At 47.2% G+C, this 18970-nt stretch carries 13 protein-coding genes, 1 tRNA gene, 1 pseudogene and 1 riboswitch; of the genes and pseudogenes, 8 read left to right on the forward strand and 7 right to left on the reverse strand.

Translation table 11 applies throughout. The annotated features are described in order from the left end of the window. Positions 1-18: 18 nt before the first annotated feature. Positions 19-3072, reverse strand: coding sequence for a SusC/RagA family TonB-linked outer membrane protein (locus GA0116948_RS08935; protein WP_089711260.1), 3054 nt, complete (start codon positions 3070-3072; stop codon positions 19-21). Positions 3073-3335: 263 nt separating this feature from the next. On the opposite strand from GA0116948_RS08935, the gene GA0116948_RS08940 reads away from it, so the two are divergent. Continuing rightward, positions 3336-4397 (forward strand): LacI family DNA-binding transcriptional regulator, encoded by a 1062-nt coding sequence (locus GA0116948_RS08940; protein ID WP_089711739.1) that lies wholly within the window; start codon positions 3336-3338, stop codon positions 4395-4397. A 79-nt stretch (positions 4398-4476) separates the two neighbouring features. Here the strand turns inward: GA0116948_RS08940 and GA0116948_RS08945 are convergent, their stop codons facing one another. The 4 genes from GA0116948_RS08945 to GA0116948_RS08960 all read right to left on the reverse strand — a co-directional run bounded on the left by GA0116948_RS08945 (position 4477) and on the right by GA0116948_RS08960 (position 11580). Further along, positions 4477-6051: a glycoside hydrolase family 28 protein gene (locus GA0116948_RS08945; RefSeq protein WP_089711741.1), complete on the reverse strand. Its 1575-nt coding sequence runs from the start codon at positions 6049-6051 to the stop codon at positions 4477-4479. A 93-nt stretch (positions 6052-6144) separates the two neighbouring features. Then, on the reverse strand, positions 6145-8328 hold the full coding sequence (locus GA0116948_RS08950; protein ID WP_240619189.1) for an alpha-L-rhamnosidase-related protein: 2184 nt from the start codon (positions 8326-8328) through the stop codon (positions 6145-6147). A 242-nt stretch (positions 8329-8570) separates the two neighbouring features. Next, positions 8571-10700, reverse strand: coding sequence for a hypothetical protein (locus GA0116948_RS08955; RefSeq protein WP_089711264.1), 2130 nt, complete (start codon positions 10698-10700; stop codon positions 8571-8573). Between the two features lie 148 nt (positions 10701-10848). Beyond that, the gene (locus GA0116948_RS08960; RefSeq protein ID WP_089711265.1) at positions 10849-11580 is read right to left on the reverse strand and encodes a reverse transcriptase domain-containing protein; all 732 of its coding nucleotides are present in this window, start codon (positions 11578-11580) and stop codon (positions 10849-10851) included. 152 nt (positions 11581-11732) lie between these two features. Between GA0116948_RS08960 and GA0116948_RS08965 the strand changes: the two genes are divergently transcribed. The 3 genes from GA0116948_RS08965 to GA0116948_RS08975 all read left to right on the forward strand — a co-directional run bounded on the left by GA0116948_RS08965 (position 11733) and on the right by GA0116948_RS08975 (position 13165). After that, entirely contained in the window at positions 11733-12191 is a 459-nt protein-coding gene (locus GA0116948_RS08965) for a mobile mystery protein A (protein WP_089711267.1), read from the forward strand. Then, positions 12182-12778, forward strand: a complete 597-nt coding sequence (locus tag GA0116948_RS08970; protein WP_089711269.1) for a mobile mystery protein B — start codon at positions 12182-12184, stop codon at positions 12776-12778. Before GA0116948_RS08965 ends, GA0116948_RS08970 begins: the two co-directional genes overlap by 10 nt. Positions 12779-12940: 162 nt before the next feature. Beyond that, entirely contained in the window at positions 12941-13165 is a 225-nt protein-coding gene (locus GA0116948_RS08975) for a restriction endonuclease (protein WP_205686103.1), read from the forward strand. A gap of 36 nt (positions 13166-13201) precedes the next feature. On the opposite strand, the pseudogene GA0116948_RS21035 reads toward GA0116948_RS08975, so the two are convergent. Continuing rightward, positions 13202-13342 (reverse strand): annotated as a pseudogene (locus GA0116948_RS21035) (transposase); the annotation flags it as partial. 400 nt (positions 13343-13742) lie between these two features. After that, a tRNA-Leu gene (locus GA0116948_RS08980) sits at positions 13743-13826 on the reverse strand. Between the two features lie 138 nt (positions 13827-13964). Between GA0116948_RS08980 and GA0116948_RS08985 the strand changes: the two genes are divergently transcribed. The 4 genes from GA0116948_RS08985 to metE all read left to right on the forward strand — a co-directional run bounded on the left by GA0116948_RS08985 (position 13965) and on the right by metE (position 18966). After that, entirely contained in the window at positions 13965-14228 is a 264-nt protein-coding gene (locus GA0116948_RS08985) for a hypothetical protein (protein ID WP_089711271.1), read from the forward strand. 166 nt (positions 14229-14394) lie between these two features. Further along, positions 14395-15666 (forward strand): DUF2130 domain-containing protein, encoded by a 1272-nt coding sequence (locus tag GA0116948_RS08990; protein WP_089711273.1) that lies wholly within the window; start codon positions 14395-14397, stop codon positions 15664-15666. 18 nt (positions 15667-15684) lie between these two features. Further along, the gene (locus GA0116948_RS08995) at positions 15685-16305 is read left to right on the forward strand and encodes an HAD family hydrolase (protein WP_089711275.1); all 621 of its coding nucleotides are present in this window, start codon (positions 15685-15687) and stop codon (positions 16303-16305) included. 61 nt (positions 16306-16366) lie between these two features. Continuing rightward, positions 16367-16505, forward strand: a riboswitch (cobalamin riboswitch). Positions 16506-16653: 148 nt separating this feature from the next. Beyond that, positions 16654-18966: a 5-methyltetrahydropteroyltriglutamate--homocysteine S-methyltransferase gene (gene metE, locus GA0116948_RS09000; protein WP_205686104.1), complete on the forward strand. Its 2313-nt coding sequence runs from the start codon at positions 16654-16656 to the stop codon at positions 18964-18966. Positions 18967-18970: the final 4 nt, after the last annotated feature.

Genomic DNA, 18970 nt, shown 5'->3' on the forward strand with positions numbered 1-18970 from the left:
CGGCAGCCCCATATTTTTTTAGAAAGAAACCTGTACTCCCAGGAGGTAAGACCTTGCCAGCGGATACACCAGGTTATCCACCCCGATCAGGGTATTGGAATTGCCGAACGTATTCACTTCAGGATCAAAGCCGCTGTATTTGGTAATGGTAAACAGGTTATTCACACTGGCATATATCCTGGCGGAGGATACCACCTTTTTGAAAGGCACGTGGTAACCCAGCGTAATGTTCTTGCACCGCAGGTAAGAACCATTCTCCAGGAAACGGTCGGTAAGTGGTATACGGCCACCCTGGAAGCCGCTCACGTATTCATTACTAGGGTTGGTAGGCGACCAGCGGTTTGCCAGCGCAGCATACATATTACGGTTGCCCAGCGGATTTTCAAACGTGTAGCGGATCAGGTTATATACCTTGTTGCCCTGCACGCCGGAAAAGAAGGCGCTCAGGTCAAATCCCTTGAAGCTTAAGTTGGTGGAAAAGCCGTAGATAAAAGAAGGATTGGCATTGCCAATCACCTTTTGGTCGTCTGCAGTGATCTGACCATCGGTATTTACATCTTTCACCTTCACGCCCCCAATGCGGCTGCCAGAGCCAGGCAGCACCGAATCGCCGGTTTGGTAAATACCGTTGAACAGGTAGGTCTTAAACAGGCCCAGGGGCTGGCCTACCTGTAGTACGCTGTAGTTGCTCACGGTATATTCCTGTAAGCCGCCGGTAAGGCTTAAGAGCTTGTTGCGGTTGATAGTGATATTGGCCGCTACATTCCATTTAAATGCGCCATTGAAGATTACCGCATCTACCGCCATTTCCACGCCCCTGTTTTGCAGGCTGGCAAAGTTGCCGGTAATGCTGCCATAACCGGAAGACAGTGGCAGTTGTTGCACAAACAACAGGTCTTTTGTTTTCTTGTTATACACATCGGCGGTAAAGTTCAGGCGGGAATTCCACAGGCTCAGGTCTATACCGATATCTGCCTGCAATGATTTTTCCCAGCGTAGGTCTGCATTTGGAATGCCCGTGGGCGCAATGCCACTGGCAGCAGCATGGTTGAAGTAATAGGTGTTAGTAGCGCTTACCGTGGCCAGTGATTGATAAGGGCCAATAGCACCGGCATTGCCGGTAAGGCCATAACTGCCTCTCAATTTCAGGTTGTCGATCACGCGCACGTCTTTCATAAACGGCTCTTCTGAAATACGCCAACCCACAGCGGCGGCGGGAAAGAAGCCGTACTTATTATTTTCCCCAAACTTAGTAGCGCCGTCTGCGCGGGCAATCAGGTCTACCAGGTAACGGTTTTTGAAAGCGTAGTTGATACGGCCCATGTAAGAATCTAACCGGTCTTTGCTGCGGGCGCTGCTCACAGTACGGTTCACCGCCAGTTGCACGGCTTCGTTTTTCGTGGCATCGTTGGGAAAGTTAGACGCATTAATGGTATTGTTGTTGGTATTGTTAGACTGGGTGGCAAATACGCCGGTAAATTTCAGGGAATGGCTTGTCTTGATTTTTGTTTCGTAGGTAAAAATGCTTTCATGTAGTAGCACCACGTTGTTTACATTCGTTTTGGCCGCCGTACCACCGCCCCCCGCCAGATCAGCGGAGTTCATGATACTGCGGGGAGAATAATAATCATGCAGGGTGCTGGAAATCACAGGGTCAAAATTAGCCCGGTAAGTGAAGCCTTTGAAGGGCGTTATTTCTGCGTAAATATTGGCCAGTGTCTGGCTCGTTTTATCCTGGTTCAGTATCTGTGCAAGGCCCAGCGGGTTTACTACCTCGCGGTAGCGGCCATCCATCTGGTCGCCGAAAGGCCATTCTGTGCCATCGGGTTTATAGGGCTGCAAGGTAGGCGGTGCGCCCAGTGCAGCGCCCAGGATGCTGGTAGTTACTGCCGGCGCATCCAGGCTGGAAGAACCGGTAGGAATGCTATTGTTTACATTGTAAGAAGTATAGAGGCTGGTACCAACCTTCAAAAGCTTGCTTAACCGGTGGTCCAGGTTGAGGCGGAAAGCATAGCGGGTAAAATTGGAATTGATAATAACCCCTTCCTGTTTGAAGTAGTTGCCCGACATGGCAAACTGTGTTTTGTCGCTGCCACCGGATACCGCGATCTGGTGGTTCTGGATGGGGGCCGTACGCAGTATTTGATCCTGCCAGTCGATGCCCTTGCCCAGCGAAGCGGGATCATCATACACATTGGTATGATAGATATCGTTTTCCAATTGTGCAAACTGGGAAGCATCCATCATATGCATGCGTTTCGTGGTTTCCTGCTCTCCGTAATAACCATTGTAGGTTACCACCGACTTGCCCAACTGGCCGCGACGAGTAGTAATAAGTACCACACCGTTTGCACCACGTGCGCCATAAATAGCCGTAGCAGAAGCATCTTTCAATACAGCTACCGATTCTATATCATCGGGATTAACCATAGACAGCGGGCTTATTTGTGTAACGCCGCCCGCACCATCGCTGGTAAGGGGTGTGTTGGACAATTGTACCCCATCTACTACATACAAGGGTTCTGAAGTACCATTGATAGAGTTTACACCGCGAATGCGCATGCTGATGCTGCCCCCTGGTGCAGCAGAATTCTGGGTAACCTGTACGCCAGGTACGCGGCCCTGAATACCCTGCACCACGTTGGAAACGGGCGTCTGGCGGATATCGGCAGACTTGACCGACGATATGGCGCCGGCTACGTCGCCTTTGCGCTGGGTACCATACCCTACTACCACTACTTCTCCCAGCGCCTTCGGATCTACTTCCAGCGATACGGCCACTGTTTGCTGATTGGTAATGGTGAGTTCTTTGGTAAGATAACCGGTGAAAGAAAAGGAAAGCACAGGATGCGCCTGTGTGGTAGTAAGGGTAAAAGCGCCATCCACATTGGTAACGGTACCCTCGGATGCATGTAACACCCGCACGGAAACACCTACCAGTGGAAGACTGTTGTCGGCAGCCAATACTTTACCCTTAATAAGGTGGGACTGGGAAAAAGCCCGGAATGGAAATAGGAGAATTGGGAATATTCCCAATAGTAGCCACCGGAATGCCGGTAAACGTGTATGCATAGACGTGGAATTTGTGACCTCCCTACTGACGGCCTGAAAAATAAGGCTGTTGCGGAAAAGCGGTATAGTATAACATGGAATTAAACTTATCGGCCTCAATTTTAGGAAACAAATTCACATCACAAAGTATTTTAGATTAAAATTTATTTTGGGAACGATCCCATTTTTTTGGGAATGTTCCCAATTGCTTATATTTGGAAAATAGCCTTCCTGCCTGCGAAAAAAAACGGTTCCGGCGGGTGTACGTATTATACCCCCTCATCATGAAAACGAAGTACACGTCTATCATCGATATTGCCAAACAGTTAAATATTTCCAAATCCACCGTATCCAGGGCGCTTACGGGGCATCCTAACGTGCATGCACAAACGCGGAAAGCGGTATTAGACCTGGCGCAGCAAATGGACTACCAGCGCAATTCACTGGCGCTGGGCCTTACCCGCCATCATACCAATACCATTGGCGTGCTGGTACCTGAATTTATGTCTACTTATTTCCCCTCGGTTATTTTGGGCGCGCAGGAAGTGTTCCAGGCAGCGGGCTACCAGGTGGTGATCTGTCATAACAATGAGTCGTACGATATGGAGGTGGCCAATGTGAAACTGCTGCTGTCTTACCGGGTGGATGGTATTATTGCGTCGCATACCAAGGAAACCCGCAACTTCGATCATTTCAGGCTGGTGCAGCGGCACGGTATTCCGCTGGTATTTTTTAACCGGGTGAGCGAAGAATTAAATGTACCTAACGTGGTGGTGGATGATTATAGCGCAGCGCTGGAGGCAGTGGAACACCTGATCAAAACCGGAAGGCGGCGCATTGCACACCTGGCAGGGCCAGATTCCCTGATCAATTCCCGCCTGCGCCGCCAAGGCTATCTCGACGCCTTGAAGAAACACAAGATACCCATAGATCCAGGGCTGATGCTCTCCTATGATCTCACGATTGAAAAGGTGAGGATTTATATGAAACACTTCCTGGAACTACCGGCGCCACCCGATGCGCTCTTTGCCATTAACGACCCCACTGCCATCGCCGCCATGGAAGTGGTAAAGGAAAAGGGCTGGTCTATCCCGGAAGACATTGCCATTGTAGGCTTTAGCAACGACTTTTCTGCACAACTGGTATTTCCCCGGCTTACCACTGTATCACAACCTACACTGGACATTGGCCGTGAATCTGCCCGGCTACTATTACAGGAATTACAGAGCGGTGCTAAACCGGATTATACCAATCGCAAAGCGCCCTGTGTGCAGTTAAAAACTAAACTGATTATCCGGGATTCTTCCGTGCGTAAACCCGTGGTAAAAAAGAAGGGTAAAAAGTAAGCACATCTGTTAAGCCGTGTGCGGCGATTCGCGCAGCCAGCTAGCGATTTACTTTACCTCATTCCAGGGTGATTTATCATCAGGGCATTTGCTTCCCAATGAGTGTCCCGGATTCTTTTATAGAGAAGTTTTGACTGTTCCTTAAAATGATCTGGTCGGGCTGATCAGGTGCCGGCACCACAATTTTAGTAAGTTCAATATTTTTCACATCGTCAAAAATAAAGGGGGGCCTAAAATCTGTATTATCTAATTTAAGGGTAATGTTCTTCATCTTAATATCATCTACATGCCGCAGGTAAAAACCCCAGGCAGGCATTTCCCCGAACATGGAGAACTCGGGATAGTTGTTTATTTTTTCCGGAAATTGTTCCAGCCTGCTTAAAGGAAAATAGGCCTGCCCTTTTGATGCTCTTCCGGGATAGGTGATGGTTACATTTTCCAGTGTAACATTTTTAACAGCATAACCAGGAATGCCAGTGATGGAAGAAGCAAAAGGATTGTGATAAGCAGGTTCTTCCGCCCGGAGGTCGTAAGCAATATCCGGTCTGCCAAAAGGAATTTGCACGTTAATATTCCCCAGGTATATATTTTCTACTTTTCCCGGCGTTTGCTTGATCCTGTTTCCCAGCCGTATAAAAATGGCATTACCGGTATTTTTCGCCACAATGTTGGTCACTTTAATGTTTTCTATATCACCACCATCCACCGATTCAATGGCAATAGCAGAACGATAAGTATCAAAGATTTTAATATGGTTGATGGTAACATTTTTAAATCCACCATAAGAGGCCGTTCCAAATTTAACGGCACTTGCCCCCGAACGCACCGTGCAATTGGCGATGTAAATCGAATCGTTACTGTTTCCAGGAAAATAAGACTTTAAACAAATGCCGTCATCTGCGGAATTGATATCGCAGTCTGTAATCTGTACATTTTTACAATCGGTAATGTCCATCCCATCATTGTTCCAATATGCCCGGTTAGTAACGAACAGTTTGTTTAACTTAAGATGCGTACACAATTCAAACGACAAGCCCCAGCAGGCTGCATTTTTTAAGGTGGCGTCTTGTATCGTTACATGATTGCATAAAGAAAAACGGAAAAGTTTAGGACGCACCTTTTCATTCGGACGGTTTCCCCAGGTTGCATAATTGGGGTCTTTGATAAGACCCAGGTGATACAGGCTGTCTATATTCAACGCCAGCGCTGTTCCCTGCCCATCTATTGTACCCGGTCCTGTAACGGCAATATTATCGGCACGGTAGGCTACCAGCAGTGCCATAGCTGAATTATCATCCTGTTTAGGGCTAACGGGGTGGCCCGGCATGGCCACTTCTTTATAATCAAACGGGTCGGTATTGCCCAATAAGAAAGCCCCTTCTTGTAAATGCAGGGTTACATTGCTCTTCATTTCCAGACTACCAGTGAGGAATTTTCCCCGGGGAACTACCACTGTTCCACCACCATTTTCATGAGCCTTATCAATTACTTTTTGAATAATTTTTGTATTGACCGTGTGTGCATCGCTCACGGCTCCGTAGTCCGAGATGTTATATTGCTTGGGAGTTTGCGCCAATAAAGGACGACACGTCCATACACATAACACCCATACCGACAAAGTGAAAAAGCCTGTATTTAATTTAAAATTTTTCATACCCATAAAACAATAACATTATCTGCTGATTAAAATCATACTGTCATGAAAGGTGTCATCGCCCGTGCTTTTATTGTACTACACTGTTGAAAACTATTGCACGGTATAACCGGCATTTTTTGGCTGATTATATTGAACCGTCCAATTATCTTTCCCTGCACGCACGTCCTTAAACATCCAAAATTCTCCTGCTGGCGAAGCTGTCACTTTTTTACCGTTTCTAAAAACCACATCGGATGCAGCACGGCGGGGCAAATAAATTACGCCGCTGGTATTGAATGGCAAATGGGTTTCCAGCCGGAATGACGAATCCTGCTGCTCAAAGCGCACTGTTACAGCTCCTCTTAAAGTGGCCAGTTGTAAAGATGCATGGCGCAATGTTCCGGCATGAGGTTTTATTTCAATCTTACCGAAAGCAGGTGACAAAGGCGTTACCCCCATTAATTTTTCTACAATAATATTGGCCGGTGCCGCACCCCAGGCATGGTTCCAGTCCTGGTTGCCTTTGTATATCATATCCCAGCCCTCCGTTGTCATGGTGGAGCCGGTGCGGATCATATTGTACCAGCTACGTATATCCGTAGACGTTAATAACTTTAACGCGTAATCAGCGTCATTGGCATCATACAGCGCGTCCATTAAAAATTGTGCACCATATACGCTGCAAGCCATTCCTCTCGACTGCATAAAAGATAACACCTTCTCCCTGTTTTCCGGCGGCACTAAGCCAAAAGCCAGCGCTATCATATTGGCATGCAAGGAAGCATGCGTTGTGCTTTCCCCATCTTTTACAAGCCCCGATGCAGGATCGATAAAGCTGCGCTGAAATGCTTGTTTTACTTTTGCTACCTGCTGTTCATAAAATACCACATCTTCCTTTTTCCCTAAAGCAGCTGCCAGGTTTTTCATACACACCAGGGCCTGGTAATGAAATCCGTTCACCACGGCATTATAATCGGTAAATTCAAAATTATCGGTTTCTCCAATAGCAGTGGGCGCTAAACCCACCCCGCCTTTCTGCGGCCAGTCTACAATATCCCGCATCACCGTTTTACCATCAAAATCTATCAGGTGAATGGACTTGGCAAAGGCGCTGTCTTGCTTTCCGGTACGGGTACTGATTAACCCATCCGGGCGGCTCAATGCCAACAAGGTTTTGGGCTTCAATGCTTCATAAAGCGCCTTTACGGTACGGATATCCCCCGAATACATATAATCATTCCAGGCAATCAGCAAGTTTTGCAAGGACCATTCTGTAGGCCAGGTAGCATGATAAATAAGATATTCCAATGATCGCTTGGCCATATTATACTCCGCATCCGAGGCATAGTGCGACAACTGGTTAATCAGTGCATCCGCTTCGTAAGGCGTACGCTCCCGGTCTCCATCCACATAAAAACCAGTAAAGCTGGTGGCCTTCATGGTGTATTTGCTCAACGCCCAAACGCTGTTCAACACGGTATCTGCACTTTGAAATATGGTAGCACTATCATTAAAAATATAGTGTACCGCATAACGCCCAGGGTTCATCACCTGGATATCTGTTCCCGTTTTTTCTATTTCCACATACCGGAAAGGAAATACCTCGCCGATATATCCGGGCATGCGAATAGCCCTGGGACCTGTATTATACCTGCTTGGCTTAAATTCAGGATAGTAAGGATACTTTCCCTGCTTTAAAGGAATTTTTAATAGTTGATAACGCAGGGAACCTTTCGGCCTTCTATCCACATGTCCATTCGCATCTAACGCTTCCCCCACATGCACGCGTAATGTATCCTGCCCAACGCCTGCTTGCACCACCAGGAACAACTGACTGAAAGCATCCTTTCCAAAATCATAGAAGCTGTTTCCATTACTCAATTGTTTTTCCAGGATAGGCTCCTGCTCAGATTTTACTAATGGCGTAAAAGGCACCTGATAAGATTTCAAGATACTATCGGTAAGAAATGAAGCCCCCTTGGAATACGCTGTTGGCATTCCCTTGTTGTCCCATATTTTTACTTTCCAATAGTACACCGTGTTTGGACGCAGTGCTTTGCCTTTATACGCAATGCCAAGTTGATCGCCGGATAATATTTTGCCAGCGTCCCACACGTCTCCAATACCAGCTGCTAACTTCTGGGCGGTGGAGGCTACCAGGATATGATAGGCTGTTTGATAAGCGCCGGGCGCATCGCCATTGATTACCCAGGAAAACAACGGCTGCTCGTTAGCGATACGGGCTGTTTGATAAACATCGGGTTGCTGCGCGGCGGCTGCTAAGCTTTGCTTCACCTCCAACCCGTTTTTCCACACTTTGTCTGCATGCAACAACAGATCTATCCGCAATTCTGCTGGTGCTGTAATTTGTTGGGCTTGCGCAGGTAAGGTCCCTGATAATGCGATGGATAATGATAAAATCCGACCAATCTTATTCCCCAATATTGTCATTGATTTCTAAAGCGTTTTGTTTGTGCTGCAACAGCGATCGTATGAATAATATAGTTTAAAAAAAGCCTTGCTTATTTAATCAAAAGCTATGGCATAGGATTTAATCCCTCCCATTTAACCCGCCATGTTTGGTTATTAAAACCCGGTGTTTTAACGGGACAGCCATCGTAGCCCGCGCACATCAATGCAATCGCGGAAAGCAGCCCACCGTTGCCCGGCAAATAAATCCTGAGCGTATTATCCTGGTAATTATTCCCATTGGGCAGGTAGGTGTTTTTCTGCACATGCCGCATCAGCATATCCACGGCCTGATCTTTCAGTTGTAACCGGGTGGCCGTCATCGCCATGAGAGGATAATCCCAGCCCCAAGTGGTTTCCCAATGCCATACTTTATTAATGGTGTCGAAGGTATGATGCATAATAGCGGTGTCCAATCCGTTAGCAACCGGTATGGTGGCCAATGCAGCCAGCACCGCAGGATGGTCTTTGGTATAATGGCTTGCGTCACTGTAACTGTCGGTAGCATTGCCCGCTGCAAGGTACAAACCATCTTGCTGGGGCAAGGGCGATAAATGGTTTATCACATCGTCCCAGGCTTGTTTGCGCGGTAGCCCGCTTCTCACTCTCCATTCCTGTGCAACCTTTAAAGCCCAGCTCCAATAAGCTAATTCATAGGGTGGGTTGTAAGTGTCAAAAGGATTAAAACATTCCTGTGCCGGAATAAGTCCTTTCCCTAAATTATAGTGATGTGTAGCCGTATCATATACTACGAACGATGCCATAAAATCCGCCGTGGCAGCTACCAGCGTTCCATACTTGCTAAGCATGGCGGCCTTTTGGGGCATGGTGCGGTACAACAACTCGGCGAGATAAATGAAATGCGGTTGCTGCCAGATCAGGAAATTCCCTACAGAAGCCGGCGATTCATCGCCCTGTGGACTGGTCATCTTCTGCCAGCGCACACCGTCAAAACCCTGCCGGCTGGCGATAGCTTTTGCCTTGCCGGCTACCGTAATAAACCAATCAAAACTTTTCTCCAACAGTTGTGGCCTTCCCCAAAAAGCAAAATGCGCAGCATGCCACCAGTACATTTCCAAATGAGGCTTGCCGTACCAACTGTTGTAAGTAAGCCCGGTTTCCTGCGGGGGATAAATTCCTGCACACTGGACCTTTGTTAAATATTGGGAAAGTATAATGCGGCGCTCCAGTTCAAACGCCCTCTTATCCGTGCTTCCCGTAAAATCTATAGCGCCGCCAGACTCCCAGAAACGCTTCCAGGCCATAATATTATGGTCCTTTACTTTGTCAAAAAGTTCTTTATTATTTATTTCTGTCGGGCTAAAAACTAAATTAACTTCAAATCGATTAGACTTCCCGATATTCCTAGGCCTGATATAATAAAAGTTGCTGGAAGAATCCATCACCACATCCTGGTTCCAGTGGGCATTTACATAATAACGGGTCGTATCCAGGCTGTGTTTAAAGGTGCCGCCGCTATGCGTGTTGCCATAGAAAGCAGATTGCTGTGAGGCGGTAGGGGGAAAATAATCACCCATATCCTCAAAATTACCGGTAGGATAGGGAAAGGCTACCCGTACAAAAAGCCGGTGCAATTTTATTAACGGCGATGCTACTGTAAAAGAAATACCATCTGCTTCCTGGTTGGCCACCGTCACCACATTTACCGGTACACCCTCCACGGTGAATTGACTTTCCAATAAGCCCTTATAAATATCCAGGTGCTGCTTTATATCTTTTATATCCTTTAAAGTGGCGGTATCTCCATTCTTCATCAAAAACACAAACCCCACATTGCCTAACTGTAGCCGGTGGGGGTTTACCCGGAAATATTCAACCGCCGCGCTGGCTTCGTTAGATTGCACGGAATAGGATACGTCTTTTTTGCCGTATAACGGATAGTATTTATAAGTTTGTGCTATCGTAAGATCTTTCGTATTTGGAAAAGAATGCCATCCCCAGTCCGACTGTGTACCGAGTGGCACTCCGTGGGCATAGGCTTTATAAAATGTTTGCAATCCGGTAACATCGGCCGTGAAAGCAAACCCTCCATTGCCAATGGTTATAGCAGATAAAGTGTCGCAACTGTTTTGATAAATATCGTGTCGTTTAATAACAGACTTCCTATCAATTTTTTGTGCATATCCATATTTTGTAATAAGAAATAAAAAGAGAAATATTAAAGCACACTTCCGCATTGTACATTAAATTATGATAGCATGAGTTTCCGCTTAAAACTACAAAATTCTACACATCGAATTTGTTTTATTGAGTAGGAAGTGAGGGATTAGTTCCCTCACTGTCCTCTCACACCACCGTAAGTGCCGTTCGGCATACGGCGGTTCATTAAACATTAACGGTTTTCAAGGAAGGCTTTACTATGTCTAGTAGACTGATAAAGCCTTCTTCCTTTAAGTAGTTGTTGCTCAAAGCGCGTTTAAGTATTGGACGCTGGGCCGTACGCCATTTGCCTTTGCGTGTGTTTGCCCACTGATAAGCCGTATGGGGAGGTATCCCCAATCTGATTAACCCCGCCACCCGCGTTCGTTCCCTTTTCCATTGTTGCCAGTAACATAAACACAGACGACTTCTTACCCACTTGTCCAGTTCTTCAAACACCGATTTGGCTTCGCTTAGCTTGAAGTAATGACCCCAACCCATATTTAGTTGACCAATTCGATCCATACGCTGAGACATCGCATAAGGCTTACTTCGGCTTGTAATCCCCCGGATTTTGTCCTTGTAAACCACGATGCTTTTGCTATGAATGCCAATTCCCTTCTCTCCCTTCTTATGATAAAAGGTGAAGCCGAGTAATTTCATCGTCCAGGGACGTCTTACGCTGCTCTTTTCAGCATTTACTTTTAACTTCAATTCCTTTTCTATGTAACGGGTTATACTCTCCATCACACGATCCCCGGAACGTTTGGTCTTTACGTAAATGCTACAGTCATCTGCATACCGTACATAACGGTGACCCCGCTTTTCCAACTCCTTGTCCAGCTTATCGAGGATAATATTGGATAAGAATGGACTTAGCGGGCCGCCTTGAGGAACTCCCTGTTTGCTGGCATACACATGGCCCCCTGCTGAATCTTAATAAAAAGTTAAGTTACCAATCCTCTTACAAGGAGGCTAAATCTGTCAGGGTAAAACCTTCATTTCCTCTTACAATTGTCAGGCTATTTCCTTATATTTGTTTTGATTGGTCAGGACATAACCTTACAAATATGGCTAAGAAATCATTACAAATACAGCAACTGAATGATAAAATGCTGGTTTATAACAGCTTGCAAAAGATTGCTCCGCCGCCTACCGGCTGGATTAAAGCGGTACGAACTGCCATTGGCATGAGCCTGCAACAGTTGAGCAGCCGCCTTTCCATTACACGGCAAAGTGTGCAGGAAATGGAGCAGCGGGAAAAAGATGGTGCTATTACCATAAAATCTCTTCGGGAAACTGCCGCCGCTTTAGATATGCAGTTGATCTATGGCTTTGTGCCCAAAGATGGTTCGCTGGATGCATTGATCGAAAGAAAAGCAAAAGAGCTGGCAAGGCAAATTGTGCTACGCACTTCCAATACGATGAAATTGGAAGATCAGGAAAATTCAAGCGCCAGGATTGAAAAGGCAATAGAGGAAAGAGCAACCGAAATTAAAAACGAAATGCCCAAAACATTATGGGATTAGACCTGGAATATCAGGACGGGCAAACACCGCTGGACGAAGATGAAAAAGAAGGGCTGAAAATTGCCACCATCGCTACCCGTGGCGAACTGGATGAATTTGAACAGCAGAATATTGAACAGGCAATCCTCTGGACTTTAAAAAGAAAGTTTAAACAGGAGGCAATCTTTACGGAAGACTTTGTAAGAAATGTGCATAAAAGAATGTACGGTGATATATGGGCATGGGCGGGTGATTTTAGAAAAACAAATAAAAACATTGGTGTTGACAAATGGCAGATACCAACAGACCTGCACCATTTGTTAGCCGATGCAAAATATTGGACTGAGCACAACACCTATCCGCCAGATGAAATTGCCATACGCTTTAAGCATCGTATTGTATGCATTCATTGTTTTCCCAACGGCAACGGAAGGCATAGCCGTTTGATGGCAGATATAATTATTGAAAAGATGTTTGGTTTGACAGTGTTTACATGGGGGGCTGCAAACCTGGTAAAGCTGGGCGACCAGAGAAAGAAATATTTAAAAGCATTGAAAGCGGCAGATAGTGGAGACATGGCACCTTTAATAATTTTTGCAAGATCATAAAATAAGAAGATGATAAAAGATATAGAACAACAAAACGAAAACACAACACCCAACAGTAAACAGTAAACAGTTGGCAGTATTAAAGGAGCATTTCCCCTCTTGCTTTAAGGCTGATGGGTCTTTTGATGTGGAGCGTTTTAAGGCTGAAATAGCCCCGATTTTATGTATGTAGTTAAAAAGGATAACGGAGAAAAGATTTTAAATGTGATTATAGAAACAAAGGATGTAGAAAATCAAACTTCATTGAGAGGTATTGAACTAGCAAAAATTGATTGTGCAAGAGTGTTCTTTAATCAGCTAACAATTGATGGATATAAGGTTGAGTTTAAGACACAATTGAATAATAAAAAGATTAGACAAATCATTGATGAAGCATTGCAATTGTAGATTCTGGTGAACTCGGTTCTTCCCCAATTTTGGTGATTAAAACGGTGCAAACAAAACCAGCTTTCTAAGTAATTCAAAACCTGCTCTTCCATACATCTGCCTTTTAATCATTTTAAGCCTGTTTACATTTCCTTCGACCGGCCCATTGCTCCAATACAGAGACAAGGCATTCTCTATAGTACGATTGTAGATTCTGTTTTATGTTGACCCATCATTCTGTTTTATGCTCACCCACCATTCTGGGATGCTGACCCACCAATTTTGAAGGTCTTCCAAAATTTTTATTCATCAATTCTGGGATGTTGCCCCACCCAGGTTGCACTTTTGGTCACGATGTGCCATTGTCATGCTGGCATGTTGACCCACCTGCAGGTAAATGATAATGAGTAAGCGCTTTTTACGGTCATTTGCTCCAAAAAACAGGAGCATAACACAAAAGCCCCTAGCAATGGAACAGTTAAAACAGATCCTTCAACTATAATGTCCTATTATCGGTAACAAACTTATATTTTCTGTGTCCCCGTTAGGGTCATAAAACAGAAAACCCGCTCTTAGAGCGGGTCGTTAGTTGCTTTCGTGCGAAGGAGGAGATTCGAACTCCCAAGCCCTTTCGAGCACTACCACCTCAAAGTAGCGCGTCTACCAATTTCGCCACCTTCGCATTTGGTAAGGAGGTGCAAAAATACATGGATTTTCAACATAGACAAATTTAAGTTGCCTCCGCCTTCTTTTTTTTAAAATTTTCTTACCCGCACCCTCCGCTCCTTATCGTATATTCGGGCACTAAAACCAGGCTTTTATGCAGAAAATCATCATCGTTACACTCCTGCTGGACAAAATCCAACCTCCGGCTGGCAGCCCCGATCAACAGGGCGCTGTGCTGGTGAACGAACTGCCTCAAATCGATGCCCTCCTCGCTGAAGGCTGGCAGCTTATTGAATACAAAGTACTTCACCACGACACTACCAAAAACGCCCTCCTGCTTTCCGTACTTCTGGACGATGGCGCAGATCCGGACGATCCGCTCTACGAATTTGACGAAGAAGACCTCGACCTCGAATAACCGCCTGCAACATATCTTTGATCAACACATATTTCCAGGAAGGGCCACCACCCTTCCTTTTTTATATCCGCATCCACCCCCACAATGGCAGTTTTATTACCTTTGCACATCGCAGATACAATGCGCACTGCACTGCTATTTTACAGCCGTACAAAACATAGATCACATGGGAACATCAATCACCTGCCCGAGCTGCAAACACCAGTTTGTGATGGAAGACGCCTTTGCCGCAGATATCGAAAAAGATATGCGCGGTAAAATGGAAGTGGAATGGCGCAAACGCATGGAGGCCCTCCAGGCGGAAAAAACCCAGGTAGCTTCCCTCCGACAGCAAATAGAACTACAAAAAAGCCAACAGGAACAAGAACTGCAGCAACGCCTCCAAACCGAAAAATCCCGCCTGCAGCAAAGCCTCAGCGAAACCATCCGCAAGGAAATGATGGGCGACTTTGAAAATCGCCTGCAATTGGCACAGCAATCCCAGCAGGAAATGGAAGAAAAATTGCGCAACGCCCGCCAGAAAGAATTAGCATTCCTCAAAAAAGAACAGGAGCTACTGAACAAAGAGCAGGAGCTGGAACTGCAATTGCAAAAACGCCTGTTGGAACAACGCAACCAACTCACTGAAGCCATCCGCAAAGAAGAAGCCGAACGCAGCCAGTTAAAAGACACCGAATACCAGCTTCGCCTCCGCGAAATGGAAAAGAAATTTGAAGACCAGCGCCGCCTGGCCGAAGAAATGCGGCAGAAAGCCGAACAAGGTTCCATGCAGCTACAAGGCGAAGCACAGGAACTGGCGCTGGAAGAAATGCTGCGCGCCACCTTCCCCTTCGACGAAGTAGTACCCGTGGGCAAAGGCGTGCGCGGGGCCGACTGCATACAGGTAATACGCAACCAGTATGGCCAGGAATGCGGAAAGATTATGTATGAAAGCAAACGCACCAAGGAATTTGGCAAAGACTGGGTGGAAAAACTGAAAGCGGATATGCGCGGCAACGGCATTGAAGTAGCCGTGCTGGTTACCCAAACCTTACCCAAAGAACTGGAACGCTTTGGCGAAAAAGAAGGCGTTTGGGTATGCACCTTCGCCGAAGTAAAAAGCCTGGCCCATGTACTGCGCGATGGCGTGATCCGGATATCTTCCGCCATGAAAACGCAAGAAAATAAAGGCGATAAAGTTCACATGCTCTATGCCTACCTGACCAGTGGCGAATTTGCCGAACAATGGAAGGCCATCCGCGAAGGCTTCCTGGCCATGCGCAATTCTATCATTAAAGAAAGGGAAGCCATGGAAAAGATATGGAAAGCCCGCGAAAAACAACTCGAAAAGGTAATGCTGAATGCTGCCCATATCAAAGGCTCTATCGAAGGTATTGCCGGCAGCGATTCGGTAGATCTGAAACTACTGGAAGACGCCGCTGATCTCCTGGAAGAATAAACCGATAAAAAATAAGCTATGCGCTACACCTCCATCATTTTTGATTTAGGCGCCGTACTGATAGACTGGAATCCACGCTTACTGTACCGTAAAATTTTTGACACAGAAACAGAGATCGATCACTTCCTTTCGCACGTAGCCACCTCCGACTGGAACGAAATGCAGGATGCCGGACGATCGCTGGCAGAAGGCACGGAACAGCTGGTAAAAATGCATCCTCAACATGAAACACCCATCCGCGCTTATTATGGCCGCTGGCGCGAAATGCTGGCAGGCCCCATCGGCGAAACGGTGGAGCTATTCCACCAGTTAAAACAACAGCCTGGCCTGCATTGTTACGCCCTCACCAACTGGAGCGCAGAAACCTTTCCCATTGCGCTAGAAAACTATCCCTTTCTTCAATGGTTCGATGGCATCGTGGTATCGGGCCAGGAAGGTATGCGCAAACCCACGCCGGCCTTTTATGAACTGCTGCTGGAACGTTACCACATAGACCGCCACCATACACTGTTCATCGACGACAATGCCCGCAACGTGGCCGCAGCCGAAGCATTGGGCATAGAAAGCGTGGTATTTACCAACGCAGCAGCACTGGCGGAAGTGCTGTACGAAAAGGGCATACTGCCCCGGCCACAATAAGAAATGTTGTAAAGTTACTTGCCCGTCTCCTGCAAGTTTACTTACTTTGGGTGTTCTTTACCGAAAATAACGTCTTCCAGGTTGCCGGTGTAATACCCGGTAGGAAAAAGGAACCGTGTGCAAATCACGGGCTGTTGCGCAACTGTAAACCCGCTTCCATAGCGGGTAAGCCAGATACTTACCTTGAATACGGACTAATGCTTTCGCAGTTTAAAGCAATCGTCAGGACCGCGTGCGCCGGGTAGCTCCTACTCATCGCCCCGTGGTGTCCTTTCCTGTCTTTTACTTCCGAAAGCATACTCATCAAACGTAAGGACATTAATTTATTTAATGTTTTAAACCAGTTTTATGCGTATGCTGAAAAACAACCTGGGCTACCCCCGTGTAGGCCCTCGCCGGGAACTTAAAAAAGCCTGTGAAGGTTATTGGTCCGGCCAGCTTTCCCGTTCCGCTTTGTTCATGGCCGCCACACAGGTGCGCGAAGCCAATCTCCAGTTGCAAAAAGATGCCGGCGTAGACCTGGTACCCTGCAACGATTTTAGCCTGTACGACCAGGTGCTGGACATGTCGCTGCTGCTGGGCGCTATCCCCGACCGCTACACACCCGTGGTTACAGACGTGGCAAACAATGCGGAGATAGATCTCTACTTTGCCATGGCCCGCGGCTACCAGCGCGATGGACTGGACATCACAGCCATGGAAATGACCAAGTGGTTTGATACCAATTACCATTACATTGTACCTGAATTCAAAGCCCATCAAACCTTCCGCATTTTTTCCAACAAGGTGTTCGCCGAAACCGGCGCTGCACGCCACTTCCTGGGCCATGTACCCAAGCCGGTACTCATTGGCCCCGTATCTTATTTACTGCTCGGGAAAGAAAAAGAAGCCGGCTTTAATAAGATAGATCTGATCAAAAACCTGGTGCCGGTATATGTAGACATCCTTAATAAATTGCAGGCTGACTACCAGGTAGAATGGGTACAACTGGACGAGCCTTTCCTGGCTATGGACCTTACCGAAGCGCAACAACAAGCGTTTCACTATGCCTATGCGGAGATCAAAAAAAATTGCCCTCACATCAAGATATTACTCACCACCTATTTCGGTGCGCTGGGTGATAATACCGCACTGGCAACAGGCCTGCCGGTGAGCGCCCTGCATATAGACCTGGTACGTGCGCCGCAGCAATTGGAAACGGTGTTACAGGCACTTCCTGCGGAAGTAAGCCTTTCCCTGGGTGTAATAGATGGACGCAACATCTGGAAAAACGATTACGAAAAATCAAAAACATTGCTGCAACGTGCCGTGGAAGTACTGGGCTCAGCGCGGGTTATGATTGCCCCTTCCTGCTCTTTATTGCATTCACCTTTCGACCTCGATGCAGAAGTAAAACTGCCGGATGAAGTGCGCAACTGGATGGCCTTTGCCAAACAAAAATTACAGGAGATGAGCGAACTGCACGCCATCCTGGAAGGCAATACCAGCCTGCTGCTCGCTAACCAACAAGCTATGGAGCAGCGCCGCACCTCTACTCGCATTCACCAACCTGCCGTGAAGAACAGGGTAGCGGCACTTACGGAGCAAGACGCCACCCGTACCCAACCTTTCGCAGCGCGGCAGCGCCTTCAGCATGCCCGCTTTAAATTGCCTTTATTCCCCACCACTACGATAGGATCTTTCCCGCAAACGGCAGATATCCGTCAGCTCAGGGCGCGTTGGAAAAAAGGAGAGCTTACGCAGGCGCAATATGAATCGGCCCTGGAACAAGCTACAATAGAAATTATCCGCTGGCAGGAAGCAGTAGGTTTAGATGTACTGGTACATGGTGAATTTGAGCGCAATGATATGGTGGAATATTTTGGCGAACAGCTAGCAGGCTTTTTATTCACTACCAATGGTTGGGTACAAAGCTACGGCAGCCGCTGTGTAAAGCCACCCGTGATCTTCGGTGATGTATGGCGCCCGGCAGATATGACGGTGCGTTGGAGCAGTTTTGCACAGTCCCACACCCGCCAGTGGATGAAGGGCATGCTTACTGGCCCGGTTACTATCCTGCAATGGTCTTTCGTACGCGATGATCAGCCGCGCTCCGTTACGGCAAATCAGATAGCACTGGCCATCCGCGATGAGGTGGTAGCGCTGGAAGCCGCCGGCATCGCTATTATACAGATAGACGAACCTGCTATCCGAGAAGGCTTGCCCCTGCGGCAGCAAGACCGTGCCGCCTACCTGGAATGGGCCGTGAAGGCCTTCCGCATATCGGCCAGTGGCGTGCAGGACCAAACGCAAATACACACCCATATGTGTTACAGCGAGTTCAATGACATCATTGCCCACATCGCCGCCATGGACGCAGATGTGATCACCATCGAAACTTCTCGCTCGCAAATGGAGTTGCTGGAAGCATTTGCCGGCTTTAAATACCCCAATGAAATAGGCCCCGGCGTGTACGACATTCATTCGCCCAGAGTACCGTCTGTAGCGGAAATGGAGGCACTGCTGGAAAAAGCAGCCGCCTTGCTGCCCGTTAAAAACATTTGGGTAAATCCCGACTGCGGCCTCAAAACCAGGGCCTGGCCGGAAACAAAGGCCGCACTGGAAAACATGATCGCCGCCGCAAAAGCTGCGCGGGTTAAAATGTCGCAGGCAATCGCTTAATACC

This window comes from Chitinophaga costaii (assembly GCF_900094705.1).
Lineage (GTDB): Bacteria > Bacteroidota > Bacteroidia > Chitinophagales > Chitinophagaceae > Chitinophaga > Chitinophaga costaii.